Source organism: Streptomyces sp. NPDC056883 (assembly GCF_042788835.1).
Taxonomy (GTDB): Bacteria; Actinomycetota; Actinomycetes; order Streptomycetales; family Streptomycetaceae; genus Streptomyces; species Streptomyces stoeckheimensis.
The window spans coordinates 128,706-146,503 of the sequence record NZ_JBHUBS010000005.1 but is presented as its reverse complement, the minus strand read 5'-3'; the positions used below and the strand labels follow the sequence as shown (position 1 = coordinate 146,503).

The window sequence follows — 17,798 nt, the reverse complement described above, 5'->3', positions numbered from 1 at the left end:
GTCCTGTGGAGGAGGAAAGCTGGCGCAATGTCAGACTAGGCGTATATATGACAGATATGTCGTATTCAGAGGTCTTGATCGCCGCCGTGTTATCCACAGCCGGTGGCTGATGTGGGTGCGGCCGGTGAGAATCATGAACGGGCGATGTGAGCGGGATCACCCACAACGGGTGGGATGACCGCACAGGGCGGACGGGGCGACCCGCGTCAACGGGAGGCAGGCAGCCGTGAGGACTGGGACAGGGACGGGCGCAGCGGCAGGTACGGGGTCGGGAACGGGCACCGGCATGGGCATGGGTGCGGGGATGGGGGGAGGCGGTGGGCGGGCCTCGCTGGGGCCCGTGCAGCGGGCCGAGGCGCTCGCCGGAATGGCCGAGCGGGAGCTGGACGTGCTGGTGGTCGGGGCCGGTGTGGTGGGCGCCGGTACCGCCCTCGACGCCGTGACCAGGGGCCTGGCGACCGGGCTGGTGGAGGCGAGGGACTGGGCTTCGGGCACGTCCAGCCGTTCCAGCAAGCTCATCCACGGCGGGCTCAGATACCTGGAGATGCTCGACTTCGCCCTCGTGCGGGAGGCGCTCAAGGAGCGCGGCCTGCTGCTGGGGCGGCTCGCCCCGCACCTGGTGAAGCCGGTGCCGTTCCTCTACCCGTTGCAGCACAAGGGGTGGGAGCGGTGGTACGCCGGTTCGGGCGTCGCGCTGTACGACGCCATGTCGCTCTCCAGCGGCCACGGACGCGGGCTGCCTACGCACCGCCACCTCTCGCGCAAGCGCGCCCTGCGGATCGCACCGGCGCTGCGCAAGGACGCGCTGGTGGGCGCCCTGCAGTACTACGACGCCCAGATGGACGATGCGCGGTACGTGGCGACCCTGGTCCGGACGGCCGCCGCCTACGGAGCGCAGTGCGCCAACCGGGCGAGGGTCATCGGCTTCCTGCGGGAGGGCGAGCGGGTGGTCGGCGCGCGGGTTCAGGACGTGGAGGGCGGCGGCGAGTACGAGATCCGGGCGAAGCAGATCGTGAACGCCACGGGGGTGTGGACGGACGACACCCAGGCGCTGATCGGAGAGCGCGGCCAGTTCCACGTACGGGCCTCGAAGGGCATCCACCTCGTCGTTCCCAAGGACCGGATCCACTCCTCGACCGGGCTGATCCTGCGGACCGAGAAGTCGGTGCTCTTCGTCATCCCGTGGGGCCGGCACTGGATCGTGGGCACCACGGACACCGACTGGGACCTGGACAAGGCGCACCCGGCGGCGTCGAGCGCGGACATCGACTACCTGCTGGAGCACGTGAACTCGGTGCTGGCGGTCCCGCTCACCCGGGACGACGTCCAGGGGGTCTACGCCGGCCTGCGGCCGCTGCTGGCCGGGGAGTCGGACGCGACGAGCAAGCTCTCGCGCGAGCACACGGTGGCGCACCCGGTGCCGGGGCTGGTCGTGGTCGCCGGCGGCAAGTACACGACGTACCGGGTGATGGCCAAGGACGCGGTGGACGAGGCGGTGCACGGCCTCGACCAGCGGGTCGCGCCGTGCGTGACGGAGGACGTGCCGCTGGTCGGGGCCGAGGGGTACCGGGCCCTGTGGAACGCCCGGGCGCGGATCGCCGCGCGGACGGGGCTCCATGTGGTGCGGGTGGAGCACCTCTTGAACCGGTACGGCTCGCTGACGGAGGAACTGCTGACGCTGATCGAGGAAGACCCCTCGCTCGGGGATCCGCTGACGGGCGCCGACGACTACCTCCGCGCCGAGGTGGTCTACGCGGCCTCGCACGAGGGAGCGCGGCACCTGGACGACGTGCTGACCCGGCGGACGCGGATCTCGATCGAAACCTTCGACCGGGGGACGCGATCGGCGCGCGAGTGTGCGGAGTTGATGGCTCCGGTCCTGGGCTGGGACGAGCAGCAGATCGAGAAGGAAGTGGAACACTACGAGAAGAGGGTGCAGGCGGAGCGGGAGTCGCAGCGTCAGCCGGACGATCAGACGGCGGATGCGGCGAGGCTGGGGGCGCCGGACATCGTCCCGTTGTAACTCCGTCACTTCGCGGGCGGAACCGCGGACCCGGGGCTCCCGTCCGTTGCGGAGTAAGGGACAATGAGGGTTCTGCCGGGGTGGGTTACCGGGCACCCCGGCCGCTGCCAGGGCAACCGGAGCAGGCGGCACGAACGCAGAGGGGACGCATGTCGAAGCCGGAGCACACCGAGTCGTCGGATCCGTCTGTCGGGACGGGATCGCCGGTGCCTCCGGCTGCACCCCCGACGGAGCCGAAGTCTCCCGCGGAGCCGCCCGCGGCGGGAGCCGCGAAGCGCGCTGCGGCGGCGAAGCCGGGCGCGAAGCCGGCCGCGAAGACCGCCACCACGGGGGCCGCGAAGGCCGCTGCGGCCGCCGTGCCCCCGGCCGCCCCCGAAGCCACCGGGGCGGCCGAACCGGAGGACGCGAAGCCCGGCGCTGCCGCGGCGGAGCTGCGGAAGCCGGCTGCGGCGAAGGCTGCCCGTGGTGCTGAGCCCGCGGACGCGAAGCCTGTTGGCGCGAAGTCCGAGCCGGAGGACGCGAAGCCGGCCGAGGCCGTGGACACGAAGCCTGCGGGTGCGGGCGTCGAGCCCGAGGATGCGAAGCCTGGCGCGGCCGTGGGTGCGAAGCCTGCGGTGTCGGGTGTCGAGCCTGAGGACGCGAAGCCGGCTGCGGCCGTGCGTGCGAAGCCCGTCCTGCGGAAGGCCGAGCCCGCGGGTGCGAAGCCGGTTGAGCCCGAGGACGCGAAGCCGGTTCTGCGGAAGGCCGAGGCCGCGGGTGCGAAGCCGGTTGAGCCCGAGGACGCGAAGCCGGTTCTGCGGAAGGCCGAGGCCGCGGGTACGAAGCCTGTCGAGCCCGAGGATGCGAAGCCTGTTCGGGGGACGGCCGCGGCCGAGGGTGTGAAGGCTGCCGAGGCTGCGGACGCCAAGCCCGTTGCGGTGAGCAAGGCCGACGAGGTGGCCGCCGCCGTCAAGGCCGCCGCGGCCAAGGCGGGAGAGGGTGCCCACGACGAGGGCCGGCTGCTCGCGGGCCGGTACCGGCTCGGGGACGTGCTCGGCAAGGGCGGCATGGGCACCGTCTGGCGCGCCGAGGACGAGACCCTCGGCCGCACCGTCGCCGTCAAGGAACTCCGCTTCGGCAGCGGCGTCGACGAGGACGAGAAGCGCCGCCTGATCACCCGCACCCTGCGCGAGGCGAAGGCCATCGCCCGGATCCGCAGCGGCGGCGCGGTGACCGTCTACGACGTCGTCGACGAAGACGGCCGGCCGTGGATCGTCATGGAGCTCATCGAGGGCCCCTCGCTCGCGGAGTTCATCCGCGAGAGCGGCCCGCTGACCCCCCGCCGCGCCGCGGAAGTCGGCCTCGCCGTGCTCGACGTGCTCCGTGCCGCCCACCGCCAGGGCATCCTGCACCGGGACGTGAAGCCCTCCAACGTGCTCCTCGCCGACCGGGGCAACGGCCGCGTGGTCCTCACCGACTTCGGTATCGCCCAGGTCGAGGGCGACCCCTCCGTCACCTCCACCGGCATGCTCGTCGGCGCGCCCTCGTACATCTCGCCCGAGCGGGCCCGCGGCCAGCGCCCCGGCCCCCCGGCGGACATGTGGTCGCTCGGCGGCCTGCTGTACGCCGCCGTCGAAGGGGTCCCCCCGTACGACAAGGGGTCCGCCCTCGCGACGCTCACCGCGGTGATGACCGAGCCCGTCGAACCGCCCAAGAACGCCGGCCCGCTGACCGAGGTCATCTACGGCCTCCTCGTCAAGGACCCCGCCCACCGGCTCGACGACGACCGCGCGCGGGCGCTGCTCACCGCCGTGATCGACGCCCCCGAGCCGCCGGCCCCCGTAGCGGTCCCGGAAGCCGAGGAGACCCGGCAGATATCGCTCACCGAGGCCCGGGAGGCCGCCGAGAAGGCGGCCGCCGACAAGGCGGCCAAGGTCGCGGAGAAGGCGGAGAAGAAGGAACGTGAGCGCCGTGAGCGCGAGCAGCGCGAGCGCGCCCGCGCGGCGCTGAAGTCGGCCCGCAAGGCGGCGGCCGCCAGCGCCGCCGCGGCCGCCGCCACGGCAACGGCCGTGACCGCGGCCGAGTCCCCGTCGCCGCGCCCGGCGCCCGTCGCCGCCCCGCTCACCGATGTCGTGCCGCGCCGCACCATCGCGCTCGCGATCGCCGGTGTGGTCATGGCGCTCGCCGTCATCGGCTCGATCGTCGCGTACGCCTTCAGCGGCGACGACGAGAAGGGCGGTGCCCCGAAGGACGGCAAGGGCGGCAGCAAGGCCAGCGCCGCGTCGAGCCCCTCGACCGGTTCCTCGACCCCGCCCCCGGCCTCGCCCTCGCCCTCCCCCTCGCCGAAGACCGGCGGGGTGCCCGGCGGAGGGGCCGCGTCTCCGGACCCGGGCCAGTCGCGAGGTTCGGGCACCAACCCCGGCCAGGGCCAGGGCGCCACGCCCGGCGGCGCCCTGCCCGGGCTCCCGCCCGGGCTCCCGCCCGGGTACGGCCAGGTCAACGACCCCGGGTTCCACTTCGCGATGGGCCTGCCCGACGGCTTCAAGCAGACCGGCGTGATAGGCAAGAACAACGGCGTCATATACAGCCGCGACGGCGGTTTCCCGCGCGTCCAGATCGACTTCAACGATTCGCCGAAGGACGACGCCCGAGCCGCCTGGGCGGAACTGGCGCCGAGCGTGGCGGGCAGCAGCAGCAACTACAAGCTGCTGCGCCTCGAGAAGGTCGAGTACCGCGGGTACCCCACCGTCGCGGACTGGGAGTTCGAGCGGGACCAGAAGGGTTCGCGGGTCCGGGTGCTCGACCGCGGGTTCAGGATGGACGCGAAGCACGGCTACGCCATCATGATCACCTGCCTCGCCGACCAGTGGGACGCGCAGGAGTGCACGCAGCTGCGCACCACGGCGTTCGACACGTTCCAGCCGCTGGGCTGACACGGGTTCCGCGCGAGCTCGGGTCAGCCTCGCCAGGGCCGGGACGCGGGCGCCCTGGGCGTCGTATCGTGTCAGCGGGGCCTGGGGGACGGGTCCGCAGCTCTCGGGGGAGGCGATGTGGAGGACTACGCGGGCCGGATCCTGGCCGAGCGCTACCGTCTGCCGTTGCCGCCGTCCGACGCCTACGAACTGATCGAGACCCGGGCCTTCGACACGCGCAGCGGCCAGGAAGTCCTCGTACGGCAGGTTCCGTTGCCGGAGGTCGTCGACGCGGAGCTGCTGGACGGCACGCGGGGCGGTCCGCCGGCCGCCGGGGGCCGGCGGCTCCCGCACGGTGAACTGCCCGCCGTGCGCAGGGCGATCGAGGCCGCGCAGGCGGCGGCGTCCGTACCGGACCATCCACGGCTGGACCAGGTCTTCGACGTGTTCGCGGAGGGCGGGTCGCTCTGGATAGTGAGCGAACTCGTCCCGGCCAGGCCGCTGGCGGCGCTGATCGCCGACGAACCGCTGAGCCCGTACCGGGCGGCGGAGGTGGCGGCGGACGTGCTGACCGCTCTGCGGGTGCTGCACGCGCACGGGTGGACGCACCGGAACATCACCATGCGGACGGTACTGATCTGCGAGGACGGGCGGGTCGTCCTGACGGGGCTGGCGGCGGGAGCCGCGGAGGACGCCCTGTGCGGGTACGACCCGGTTCCCCCGCGGGACGGTACGGACCGCTCCGCGGATCCCTGGCCGGGCGGTGGCCCGGGGATCGTGGCGGCTCGGCCGGAGAGCGGCGGCGGGTCCTGGGGCGGGCCGGCGGCGGCTGCCGGGTACGGGCAGGGGGCCGGGCCCGGCGCGGGGCCGGCCGGCGGGCAGCAGGGCGGGCCCGCGGAGCGGTCCGGGCGAGACGGCGGGCCCGGCGCGGGTACGGCCGTCCCGGGGAGCGGGAACACGGCGCAGTACGCGCCGCTCGTGGCCCCGGGGTACGACACCGGGCCGCGCTACCGGGACCACATAAGCCCCGGGACCGCGAACGGTCCTGATGCATCCGGTGCTCCTGGTGCCCCTGCCCTTTCCGGTACTCCCGGTACTCCCGGTACTCCCGGTACCCCTGGTGCCCTCGGTGCACCTGGTGCGTCCGGCCCCCCTGCTCCTTCCCGTACTCCTGGTGCGGCCGGCGCCCCCGCCGCCGGGTCCCCGGGCGGTGCCGGGGAGCGGCCCGATCTGAAGGCCGCTGCGCGGGCCGGGGCCATCGCGGCGTACCGGGCCGGGGCCCAGGCGGCCGCGCGGATCACCGAGCAGCGCAGGGCCGGTTCGGAGCCCGCGCCGGAGCCGGAAGCGGAGCCGAGGCCCGAGGGATCGAAGCTGCCGCAGGGGTACTCGTACCCGTACGGCGGCCCGGACAGCGGCGCGACCTGGCACGGCGCCACTCCGCGCCGCCAGGCCCTGCCCCCGGCCGAAGCGGAGCCTCCGGCCCGTGCCGAGCTGCCGGCGCAACTCGCCCTTCCCCAGGGCTACCAGCAGGCGGACACCCCCGGCGGCCGGGCCGACGGCGACGGCCGGATCCCCGGGCAGCCTTCGCCGGGACCGGGCCACCCGGAGCAGGATCAGGCGGGCTTCGGCCGGCCGATTGCGCGGGACGGCACCGGATACGGCGGACAGCCCCAGCTCGGACCGGGCCGCCCGGATCCGGCGGGCACCGGGCAGACCGGACCGCAGAGCGCCGCCGGTTACGGCCATTCCGGCCAGACCGGTGCCGGGTATCCCGCGGCCCCCGGGGTCGACGCTTACGGCCAGGCCGCCCCGCAGGGCGATCCGCAGGGTGCCGCCAGGTACCCGGCAGCCGCCGGGTGGGGGAGCGGGCCGCGGAGCGGGCTGGATGCGGAGCGGGCCCGGCAGACGCGGATGGCCGTGGTCGGGGCCGTCACCGAGCGGTGGGCTCCCGAGCAGGCGCAGGCCGTGCACGGGCCGTGGCAGTTGGCCGCGCCGGTCGGGCCGGCCACCGACCTGTGGGGGCTCGGTGCGCTCCTGTACCGCGCCGTACAGGGGCATGCCCCGTACCCCGAGGACAGCGTCGCCGAGCTCGTGGAGATGGTCTGCGCCGAGCCCCCCGCCTTCGCCGAGGAGTGCGGCCCGCTGCGCCCGGTCGTGGAGTCCCTGCTGCGCCAGGACCCGACGGAGCGCCCCGACTTCGAGGAGCTCCGCGGCTGGCTGCGCTCCCTCGTGCGGTCCGCTCCGGAGCCCGACGGCGGCTTCGCGATGCTGCCGCCGGTGGTGGAGGATCCGGCCAGGCTGCCCGTCGTACGGCGGCGAGCCGACCTGCACGGCCGGCACCGCAGCGCCGAACACCCCCGCAAGCCGCGCTCGCTGGGGCGTTCCCTGTTACTCGGGATCCTCGTCCTGCTCTCGGGAGCCGTGGCCTACGCCCTGTTCTTCATGCCCCGCTCCGCCGATCCGCAGGGCGGGCAGAAGGCCGCCGGCATGAAGCAGCCCACCGCGTCCCAGCCGCAGAGCCCCAAGCCGAGCGCGAAGCCCAGCGCGAAGCCGAGCGGGTCCGGCCAGGCTCCGAGCCCCTCCGCGAACCCGCCCGAGTCCAAGCCCGCTCCGCAGACCAACGCTCCCGCTCCGTCCGGTTACACGGCCCAGCAGGACGCCGAGCACTTCTCGATCAACGTTCCGAACGGCTGGGAGCGCCGCGGAATGAACGAGTCCGGTCAGGTCCGCTACACGGAGGGGGACTTCGTGCTGACCGTCGTCCCCGGCCGGGACAAGGTCGAGGGCAACCCCGACCCGGCCACCTACCAGAAGGACAAGGAGCCCGAGCTGGCTCCGTACCGCTCCTCCACCTGGTCGAGCGTCAGCGACATCAAGTCCACCAAGGTCGGCAACCAGCTCCGCGTCACCGGCCGGTACACCTGGATCGACGGCAACGGCAGATCCGTCGTGGCCCGCAACTTCGTCGTCGCGCTCGGAGGTACCTACCACGTGGTCATGGTCACCGGCCCGCAGGACCAGGAGGGCAAGGTCACCGAAACCTTCGAGCAGGCGACGGCCAGCTACAAGACCGGCGGCTGACGCGGTATCAGTACGGCGATTGCGTCACAGTGCGGCCCAACCGCGGCCGAGTGGTTCCGCCGTCGCCCGGGATCTCCGTAGTCTGACCGGAAGTGCACAGAGCGGCGGCGGGGATTCGTGGAACAGCAGACAGGTGCAGGTGCGGTGCTCGCGGGCCGGTACCGGCTCGTGGAGCCCATCGGCAGGGGCGGCATGGGCAAGGTGTGGCGCGCACACGATGAGCTGCTGCACAGGACGGTCGCCGTCAAGGAACTGACGGCGGGCCTGTACGTCGCCCAGGCCGACCGGGACGTCCTGCACGCCCGGACGCAGAAGGAGGCCCGGGCCGCGGCCCGGATCCAGCATCCGGCGGTCGTCACGGTCCACGACGTACTGGAACACGACGACCGGCCCTGGATCGTCATGGAGTACATCGACGGTCCCTCCCTCGCGGACGCGGCGAAGACGGCCGGCCGCATCGAACCCCGAGAGGCGGCCCGGATCGGGCTGCACGTGCTCGGTGCGCTGCGCGCCGCGCACGCGGTCGGCGTCCTGCACCGGGACGTGAAGCCGGGCAACGTGATGCTCGCCAAGGACGGGCGGGTGATGCTCGCCGACTTCGGCATCGCCGCGATCGAGGGCGACTCCTCCATCACGCGCACCGGCGAACTGATCGGCTCCATCGACTACCTGGCCCCCGAACGGGTCACCGGCGGGTCCCCCGACCCGGCCTCCGACCTGTGGTCGCTCGGCGCGACGCTGTACACGGCCGTCGAGGCCCGCTCGCCCTTCCGCCGCACCTCGCCCATCTCCAGCCTCCAGGCCGTGGTGAACGAGGAGCCGCCCGCCCCGGCCCACGCGGGCGCGCTGGCCCCGGTCATCACGGCGCTGCTGCGCAAGGATCCGGCGCAGCGGCCGTCGGCCGACGAGGCCGAGCAGATGTTCCTCCAGGCGATGGAGGGACGCGAGCCGAAGGCGGCGCAGGCGTACGTCCCCACGCGCGCGATGGGCTCCGAGGAGCTGGGCGCCGCCCGGAACGATCCGGCGGACACGGCCGAGCTGCCCGGTGAAGCGGAGCAGGGCCGGGGCCAGGGCCACGTACCGGAGCAGGGCCGGGCCCTGGAGACGGAGCCGGTGCTCGCCGCCCGCTCCGAGGCCGGACCGGGCGGTCCGGGCCGCGGGGACACCGGGGCCCCCGGCCGGATCCGGCGCGCTGCGGTCGTCGCCGTGGTGGCGGCGCTGCTCGGCGGCGGCGGTGTGTTCGGGATCCTGAAGTACACGAGCGACTCGCCCACGGACGGCGCGATCCCGGGCCGGACGGCCGGCTCGCCGGACGCGTCGGCCGGTGCCTCGGCCGCCGCCGGGGACGCCAAGGGGCAGGCGGTGAAGGCTCCGCCGGCGGGCTGGAGCAAGGTGGTCGACAAGGAGGGCTTCACCCTCTTCGTCCCGGACGGCTGGAAGCGCCGGGAGGACGGGTCGCAGATCGACTACACCGGGGACGGCGGCAAGCACTTCATCCGGATCGCGATGGACCCCAAGCCGACCTTCAAGGATCCGTACGCGCACCTTCTGGACCTGGAGAAGCAGGTCCAGAAGCGCTCCGACTACAGGCAGCTGACCCTGCACCCGAACACCTTCCGCGGGCAGGCCAAGGCCGCCCTGTGGGAGTTCGAGTGGACGGAGAAGACCGGGGCCTTCACCGGGCCCCGGAAGGCCATCGAGCAGATGTACTACGCACCGGACGGCACCGAGTACGCGGTGTACATGTCGGGTCCGGTCGCGGACTGGGACACGACCCGGGATCAGTTCGACGTGGTGCTCAGCGGCTGGGCGCCGGCCCCGCCCCGCTGATCCCGGCGTACAGCGGGTGCACCGGGTGCCCGGATTCCGCCATCCTGCCAGCGATCACTGGCAGAAAAGGCAAAATCCGGTTACCGGCGGGTACCCAAAGCACCCCCCGGCGCAATACGCTCACGGCCATGACGGACACGCAGGCCCCGGCCCCCCTCCGCAGCGCCCCGCAGCCCACCAACCCGGTCGCCCCCGCCCCGGCGGGCGCCCGGAGCGCCGCCGACGTGGTGACCCCCGAACTGGTCACCCGGCTGACCCGCGGAGTGGCCGGCTCCGGCCGCACCGCCAACCACAGCCCCTTCACCGGGGACCGGCTCGCGGAGCTCCCCGAAGCCACCCCCGAGGACGTGGCGGAGGCCTTCGCCGCAGCCCGCGCCGCGCAGCCCGCCTGGGCCGCGGTGCCCGTCCGCGCGCGGGCCGCCGTGCTGCTGCGCTTCCACGATCTGGTCCTCTCCCGGCAGGCCGAGGTGCTCGACCTGATCCAGCTGGAGACCGGCAAGGCCCGCCTGCACGCCCACGAGGAGGTCCAGGCCGTCTCCATCGCGGCCCGGCACTACGGCCGCAAGGCGCCCTCGTACCTGCGCCCCAAGGGCCACACGGGCGCCATGCCCACCCTCACCAAGGTCACCGAGCTGCGCCAGCCGCGCGGGGTCATCGGCCAGATCGCCCCCTGGAACTACCCCCTCGAGCTCTCCATCGGCGACGCCCTGCCCGCCTTCGTCGCGGGCAACGCCGTCGTGATGAAGCCCGACACGGAGACCGCGCTCACCGCCCTGTGGGCCCGCGACCTGATGATCGAGGCGGGCCTGCCGGCCGAGGTGTTCCAGATCGTCCTCGGCGAGGGCCCGGTCGTCGGCCCCGAGGTGGTCCGGCACGCCGACTACGTTTCGTTCACCGGCTCCACGCGTACCGGCCGCGAGGTCGCCCAGGGCGCGGCCGCCCGCCTGGTCGGCGCCTCCCTCGAGCTGGGCGGCAAGAACGCCATGCTCGTGCTGCGCGACGCCGACGTGGAGAAGGCCGCCGCCGGCGCCGTCCGCGCCTGCTTCTCCTCCGCGGGCCAGCTCTGCATCTCCATCGAGCGGCTGTACGTGCACGCCTCGATCGCCGACGAGTTCGTCGCCCGGTTCGCCGCCCGGACCAAGGCCATGCGCCTCGGCTCCTCCCTCGCCTACGGCGCGGACATGGGCTCCCTGGCCGGCGAACGCCAGCTGGCCGCCGTACAGCGGCACGTGGACGACGCCGTGGCCAAGGGCGCCACCCTCGTCACCGGCGGCGTCGCCCGCCCCGACATCGGCCCGCTCTTCTACGAGCCGACCATCCTCGACGGCGTCGAGACCGCCATGGCGGTGTGCGGGGAGGAGACCTTCGGCCCGGTCGTCTCCATCTACCGCTTCACCGACGAGGACCAGGTCATCGAAGAGGCCAACGGCACCTCCTACGGCCTGAACTCCAGCGTGTGGACGAAGGACGCCCGCCGCGGCCACGCCGTCTCGGCCCGCCTGCGCACCGGCACCGTCAACATCAACGAGGGCTACGCCCCGGCCTACGGCTCCGCCCAGGCGCCCATGGGCGGCATGAAGGAATCCGGCCTCGGCCGCCGCCACGGCTCCGAGGGCATCCTCAAGTACACCGAGGCCCAGACCGTCGCCCACCAGCGGCTGCTGCCGATGGCGCCCTCGTTCGGGATGGACGACGAGAAGTACGCGGCGTTCATGACCCGCAGCCTCCAGGTCATGAAGGCGTTCCGGCTCCGCTAGTCCGTTCCGTTTGGGAGGCACCGCAGTGTCGTACGACTACGACGTCATCGTCATCGGATCGGGTTTCGGAGGGTCGGTCTCGGCGCTGCGGCTCTCCGAGAAGGGGTACCGGGTCGGCGTCCTCGAGGCAGGACGCCGGTTCACCCGCGAGAGCCTGCCGAAGAACAGCTGGGACCTGCGCAACTACCTGTGGGCCCCGGCCCTCGGCCTGTACGGGATCCAGCGCATCCACCTCCTCGGCAACGTGATGGTCCTCGCGGGCGCCGGGGTGGGCGGCGGTTCCCTCAACTACGCCAACACCCTCTACGTGCCCCCCACCGCCTTCTTCGAGGACCGGCAGTGGGCGTCCATCACGGACTGGCAGGACGAGCTCGCCCCCTACTACGACCAGGCCAAGCGGATGCTGGGGGTCCGGCTCAACCCGACGACGACCCCCTCCGACGTCCACCTCAAGGCGGCCGCCGCCAAGATGGGCGTCGCGGACTCCTTCCACATGGCCCCGGTCGGCGTCTTCTTCGGGGACGGCGACGACGCCGAGGGGCAGGGCAAGGTCCGCCCCGGCGAGGAGGTCGCCGACCCGTACTTCGGCGGCGCCGGGCCCGCCCGCAAGGCCTGCACCGAGTGCGGGGAGTGCATGACCGGCTGCCGGCACGGCGCGAAGAACACCCTGGGCGAGAACTACCTGCACCTCGCGGAGCGGGCCGGCGCCGTCATCCACCCCATGACCACGGTCACCGCCCTCTCCGAGCACCCCGACGGCGGCTACCGCGTCCGTACGGTCCCCACCGACCAGCGACGCAGGAGCGCCAAGGGCACGGCGAAGGTGCTGCGCGCCCGCTACGTGGTCGTCGCGGCGGGCACGTACGGCACCCAGACCCTCCTGCACACCATGAAGGACCTCGGCGAGCTGCCCCGCCTCTCGGACCGGCTCGGCGATCTGACCCGGACCAACTCCGAAGGCCTCGTAGGGGCGCAGACCGATGACCGCCGCTACCGCAAGCGGCACGGCAAGGACAAGCGTGCGGACTTCACGCGGGGCGTGGCCATCACCTCCTCGGTGCACCCCAACGCCGACACGCACATCGAGCCGGTGCGCTACGGCAAGGGCTCCAACGCGATGGGGTTCATGACGATCCTCCAGGTGCCCTACTCCACCCACCGGGTCCGCGCCTGGTTCGGGCGCACCGCCCGGCACCCGGTGCAGCTGCTGCGCTCGCTGTCCAACCGGCGCTGGTCGGAGCGGACCATCATCGGCCTGGTCATGCAGTCCCTGGACAACTCCCTGACCACCTACCGCAAGCCCGGCGGCCTGGGGAAGGGCCTGCTCACGGCCCGGCAGGGCCACGGGGCGCCCAACCCCGTACAGATCGCCGAGGCCACGCAGGCGGCGACGCTGCTGGCCGAGGAGATCAACGGGTTCCCGGGCAGCAACATCGGCGAGCTGATGGGCACCCCGCTGACGGCGCACTTCCTCGGCGGCTGCCCGATCGGAGCCTCGCCCGAGGAGGGCGTGGTCGACCCGTACCACCGGCTCTACGGGCACCCGGGCATCTCGGTGGTGGACGGTTCGGCGGTCTCCGCGAACCTCGGGGTCAACCCGTCGCTGACGATCACCGCGCAGGCGGAACGGGCGATGTCCTACTGGCCGAACAACGGCGAGCGCGACCCGCGCCCGGAGCAGGGGGCGGCCTACACCCGCCTGACGGCCGTGGAACCGGTCCTCCCGGTGGTGCCGAAGGAGGCCTTCGGGGCGCTGCGCCTGCCGTTCCTGGCGGTGCCGGAGGTTCCGCCGCGCTCGGCGGCACCCACCGAATGAACGACTGCGGCGGGCACCGCACTCCCCCTCCGAGTGCGGTGCCCGCCGAACGATATGGATGACAGCCGTCGGGCCCGGATGGTTGTAGCGGAATCCGGCAACGGAGGTGTGGCCTCCGTCACAGGGTGAAGGAGGCAACCGTGGAGGGCCTTCGCTGGTCAACACCTTCATGAGAAAGCGCATCTCCCTGCTGGCGGCAGCCGGCCTGGTGGCCGTCGGGTTGGCCGCCACCCCCGCGAACGCCGCGGACCCGGTGTTCACGCTCACCAGCCCGTCGGAGATCGGCCTGTTCCCGCACCCGGGGCAGGAGGGCAAGCCGCAGAAGTCCACGGTCGACTTCCGGGTGGAGAACGGGACCGTGGACGAGTTCCGGCGTCCGTCCACCTACACGGTCGACCTGGGCCCGCTCAAGGGCGTCGCGGACGTTGCGCTCACCGAGGGGCAGTCCAGCCGCTGCACCCTCACGGCGACGGCGGTCACCTGCACCAACCACTGGGGCATCTCGGACGGCCAGGACTGGGTGGGGGCCCTGGACCTCACCGCCGCCAAGGGCAGCAAGCCCGGTGCGGTCGTCGACCTGACGATGACCGGATCGGCGGAGGGCGCCACCTTCAAGTCCACCACCACGAAGGTCAGGATCGGCGGCCCCGACCTGGTGATGGAGAAGTCCAAGCTCAAGGCCAAGGTGACCCCGGGCGAGACGCAGCCGCTGCCGATCGCCTTCGGCAACACGGGCACCGAGCCGGCCAAGGGCGTGGCGCTGGAGCTGAAGACCACGCACGGGATGGACCTGGTCGAGGAGTACGACAACTGCGCGTACAGCCAGGACGACACCGAGGGCCGGCCCTGGAACACGGGCTGGGGCACCACGGTCTGCACCTTCGAGAACGTGGTCCAGCCGGGCGAGTTCTACGAGATCTCCGGTCCGCTGACCCTCAAGGCCGCGCCGCACGCCTTCCTCGAGAGCCTGATCTATTCGGTGCACGAGGCCGGCGACCAGCCGAAGACCGAGCGGAAGCAGGTCAAGCCGAGCACGGGCAAGAAGCTGGAGTTCACGAAGCGTGCGGCCAAGGGCGCGCCCCGCTCGGCGGACCTGGACCCGTGGAACAACTGGCACGACTTCGACTTCTCGGCGAAGAACACCGCCGACCTGGTCGCGGCCGGTACCGCGGCCAAGGGCAAGGCGGGCGAGACCGTCAAGGTCGACCTCGGCTTCCGGAACGACGGCCCGGCGTGGATCGCCTACTTCCGCTCGGGTGAGGACGTCGCCCTGGCGGACATCGTGATCCCGGCCGGGGCCAAGGTCACCAAGGTGCCGGAGCGCTGCAGGGCCGCCGCGGCGGACGGTGGCCAGCGGGAGGAGCAGCTGGGCGCCCCGCGCTACTTCTGCACGACCTCGCACGTCATCGGGGAGAAGCAGGTGTTCGGCTTCCCGTTCGAGCTGAAGATCGAGAAGGTCGTGGCCGACGCCACCGGTTCCGTCTCGGTCGGGCAGTGGTCCGCCGAGGGCACCACCCCGCAGGCCTGGGACCCGAACCACGCCAACAACAAGGCCGCCTTCGTGATCAACGGCAAGCAGATCACGCCCACGCCGGCTCCGACCACCCCCGGCCCGACGCCGACGGCTTCCACGAGCCCGTCGGCCACGCCGGGTGCGAGTGCCACCCCGAGCCCCAGTGCCAGTACCGGCAACGGCAAGACGCCCAACGGCGGCCTCGCCGAGACCGGCGCCGCGACCGGGCCGGTGCTGATCGCCGGCATGGCGCTCGTCGCCGCCGGTGGCGCGGTGTTCCTGGCGTTCCGCCGGCGGGTCACCGGCCGGGGGTAACGGGGGGAAACGGGGGAAGCGGGGGGACACGCGCGTCACGGGGGAAGCGGAGGGCGCGCGTCACGGGGGAAACAGAAGAACGGCCGGTCCGGGGCGTCCCCCGGGCCGGCCGTCCTTTGTGTGGTGACCGGGCTGCTGTCCCCTGCCGTCCGGTCACATGAAGGAGCGAGGTCCCACGACGCACGCCCGGCAGGGGGTGCGTCTCATCGCTCCGGAGGAGCCACGCGTGGTGCTGCGGTCCCGCACCTGGCTGGCACGGTCATCCGCATCAACGAAGGGCCGTGGGGGCGGTCACGGTCCGGACGGGTGACGAACAGCGACGCGGGCCCCGCCACGGGCCCGGCCGCGGGCACCGTCACGGGCCCCGCCACGGGTCTCAGACCCGGCCGCGGCACAGCTCCAGCAAGGTCATCGCGAGCGTGGTGCCCGGCTTGCCGAGGGCGTCGCTCCAGTGGCTCAGGACCTCCATCTCCCGCGACAGGTGCACCCGGCGCCCGCCCGAGCCGATCCGGGCCTCCTGGATGACGGTCGAGACGGCCATCCGCTCCTGGATCAGGCCGATGATCCGGTCGTCGATGGCGTCGATCCGCTCGCGGGAGCCGGCGATGAGCTGCTCGGGGGTGGTGACGGACATGGGGTTCTCCTGTCGGTGGGGGTCCGACCGGAGCGGGAAACGCCAGAGCGCCCCGGTCCTGTCGGACCGGGGCGCTCTGGGAAGTCAGCGGCTCAAGCGAGCATCACGATGACCCATGGCGACCGGACCGGCCGGTGCCATAGGTAAAGAGGAAGCTCAGCTGCTTGCGCATGGAGGGATTATGACCCTCTGTCCCGCTCCGTGCCAAGCCGGTTCGGACGGTGAGACGAAGAGGGGTATCCGTCCCCCGTTAGAATCGACAAAACAACCCCCTCTTCCGCCGGAAGGCCTGCCCCGTGCCAGAAGCCACCTTCGCCACCCACGACAGCGCCCCGGACACGGTTCTCGTCGTCGACTTCGGCGCCCAGTACGCGCAGCTGATCGCCCGCCGCGTCCGCGAGGCACGGGTCTACTCCGAGGTCGTGCCCAGCACGATGCCCGTGGCCGAGATGCTCGCCAAGAACCCCAAGGCGATCATCCTGTCCGGCGGCCCGTCCTCCGTGTACGAGGAGGGCGCCCCCCAGCTCGACGGTGCGATCTTCGAGGCCGGCGTCCCCGTCTTCGGCATGTGCTACGGCTTCCAGCTCATGGCGGTCACCCTCGGCGGCACCGTCGACAACACCGGCTCGCGCGAGTACGGCCGCACCCCGCTGGCCGTCTCCAAGGCCGGATCCACCCTCTTCGAGGGCACCCCCGAGAACCAGTCGGTATGGATGTCCCACGGCGACGCCTGCTCCGCCGCTCCCGAGGGCTTCACCGTCACCGCGTCGACCGACGTCGTCCCGGTCGCGGCCTTCGAGAACGACGAGAAGAAGCTCTACGGCGTGCAGTACCACCCCGAGGTGATGCACTCCACGCACGGCCAGCAGATCCTGGAGCACTTCCTCTACCGCGGCGCAGGCCTCCAGCCCACCTGGACCCCCGGCAACATCGTCGAGGAGCAGGTCGCCCTCATCCGCGAGCAGGTCGGCGACAAGCGCGCCATCTGCGGCCTGTCCGGCGGCGTGGACTCCGCGGTCGCCGCGGCCCTCGTGCAGAAGGCCATCGGCTCGCAGCTCACCTGCGTGTACGTGGACCACGGTCTGATGCGCAAGGGCGAGACCGAGCAGGTCGAGAAGGACTTCGTCGCCGCCACCGGCGCGCGGCTGAAGGTCGTCGACGCGCAGGAGCGCTTCCTGAACGCGCTGGCCGGCGTCTCCGACCCGGAGACCAAGCGCAAGATCATCGGCCGCGAGTTCATCCGCGTCTTCGAGCAGGCCCAGCTGGAGATCCTCCAGGAGGACGGCCCGGCCGTGGCCTTCCTGGTCCAGGGCACCCTGTACCCGGACGTCGTCGAGTCCGGCGGCGGCACCGGCACCGCCAACATCAAGTCCCACCACAACGTGGGCGGGCTCCCCGACGACATCGAGTTCGAGCTCGTCGAGCCGCTGCGCCAGCTGTTCAAGGACGAGGTCCGGATGGTCGGCCAGGAGCTCGGCCTGCCCGCCGAGATCGTCCAGCGCCAGCCGTTCCCCGGCCCCGGCCTCGGCATCCGCATCGTCGGCGAGGTCACCAAGGAGCGCCTGGACCTGCTCCGCGAGGCCGACGCCATCGCCCGCCACGAGCTCACGGCGGCCGGCCTGGACAAGGAGATCTGGCAGTGCCCGGTCGTCCTGCTCGCCGATGTCCGCAGCGTCGGCGTCCAGGGTGACGGCCGTACGTACGGCCACCCGATCGTGCTGCGCCCCGTCTCCTCCGAGGACGCGATGACGGCGGACTGGACGCGCATGCCGTACGAGGTGCTCGCGCGGATCTCCACCCGCATCACCAACGAGGTGCCGGACGTCAACCGCGTCGTCCTGGACTGCACGAGCAAGCCCCCGGGCACCATCGAGTGGGAGTAAGCCTCCTGCCCGCCCCGCTGTGAACGCCGAGGCCGCCGCTCCCTCCCCGGGAGCG

The 17,798-nt window shown here is 72.8% G+C and carries 9 protein-coding genes; 8 read left to right on the top strand and 1 reads right to left on the bottom strand.

The features are described 5' to 3' along the window. The first annotated feature begins 304 nt into the window (after positions 1–304). From ACFRU2_RS15235 to ACFRU2_RS15205, 7 genes are all read left to right on the top strand, one after another. The gene (locus ACFRU2_RS15235; RefSeq protein WP_382972102.1) at positions 305–2,023 is read left to right on the top strand and encodes a glycerol-3-phosphate dehydrogenase/oxidase; all 1,719 of its coding nucleotides are present in this window, start codon (positions 305–307) and stop codon (positions 2,021–2,023) included. Between the two features lie 206 nt (positions 2,024–2,229). Continuing rightward, a complete protein-coding gene (locus ACFRU2_RS15230) occupies positions 2,230–4,935 on the top strand; it encodes a protein kinase (protein ID WP_382972100.1) in 2,706 nt (901 codons plus the stop codon). Positions 4,936–5,052: 117 nt separating this feature from the next. Continuing rightward, positions 5,053–7,995, top strand: coding sequence for a protein kinase (locus tag ACFRU2_RS15225; RefSeq protein ID WP_382972098.1), 2,943 nt, complete (start codon positions 5,053–5,055; stop codon positions 7,993–7,995). Positions 7,996–8,112: 117 nt separating this feature from the next. Continuing rightward, positions 8,113–9,825: a serine/threonine-protein kinase gene (locus ACFRU2_RS15220; RefSeq protein ID WP_382972096.1), complete on the top strand. Its 1,713-nt coding sequence runs from the start codon at positions 8,113–8,115 to the stop codon at positions 9,823–9,825. Positions 9,826–9,953: 128 nt separating this feature from the next. Continuing rightward, entirely contained in the window at positions 9,954–11,582 is a 1,629-nt protein-coding gene (locus ACFRU2_RS15215) for a succinic semialdehyde dehydrogenase (protein ID WP_382972094.1), read from the top strand. Positions 11,583–11,607: 25 nt separating this feature from the next. Next, entirely contained in the window at positions 11,608–13,398 is a 1,791-nt protein-coding gene (locus tag ACFRU2_RS15210) for a GMC oxidoreductase (protein WP_382972093.1), read from the top strand. Positions 13,399–13,567: 169 nt separating this feature from the next. Next, positions 13,568–15,226, top strand: coding sequence for a peptidase (locus ACFRU2_RS15205; protein WP_382972091.1), 1,659 nt, complete (start codon positions 13,568–13,570; stop codon positions 15,224–15,226). Between the two features lie 376 nt (positions 15,227–15,602). Here the strand turns inward: ACFRU2_RS15205 and ACFRU2_RS15200 are convergent, their stop codons facing one another. Then, positions 15,603–15,860 carry a chorismate mutase gene (locus tag ACFRU2_RS15200; RefSeq protein ID WP_382972089.1) on the bottom strand — a complete coding sequence of 86 codons (258 nt, stop codon included), beginning with the start codon at positions 15,858–15,860 and terminating at the stop codon, positions 15,603–15,605. A gap of 296 nt (positions 15,861–16,156) precedes the next feature. Here ACFRU2_RS15200 and guaA point away from each other — a divergent pair, with 296 nt between their 5' ends. Further along, positions 16,157–17,743: a glutamine-hydrolyzing GMP synthase gene (gene guaA, locus ACFRU2_RS15195; RefSeq protein ID WP_382972087.1), complete on the top strand. Its 1,587-nt coding sequence runs from the start codon at positions 16,157–16,159 to the stop codon at positions 17,741–17,743. Positions 17,744–17,798 lie beyond the last annotated feature (55 nt).

Excerpts from the sequence above, each read along its gene's own strand:
- ACFRU2_RS15215 (WP_382972094.1), top strand. The coding sequence starts at position 9,954 with ATGACGGACACGCAGGCCCCGGCCCCCCTCCGCAGCGCCCCGCAGCCC.
- ACFRU2_RS15205 (WP_382972091.1), top strand. The coding sequence starts at position 13,568 with ATGAGAAAGCGCATCTCCCTGCTGGCGGCAGCCGGCCTGGTGGCCGTC.
- ACFRU2_RS15200 (WP_382972089.1), bottom strand. The coding sequence starts at position 15,860 with ATGTCCGTCACCACCCCCGAGCAGCTCATCGCCGGCTCCCGCGAGCGG.
- ACFRU2_RS15235 (WP_382972102.1), top strand. The coding sequence starts at position 305 with ATGGGGGGAGGCGGTGGGCGGGCCTCGCTGGGGCCCGTGCAGCGGGCC.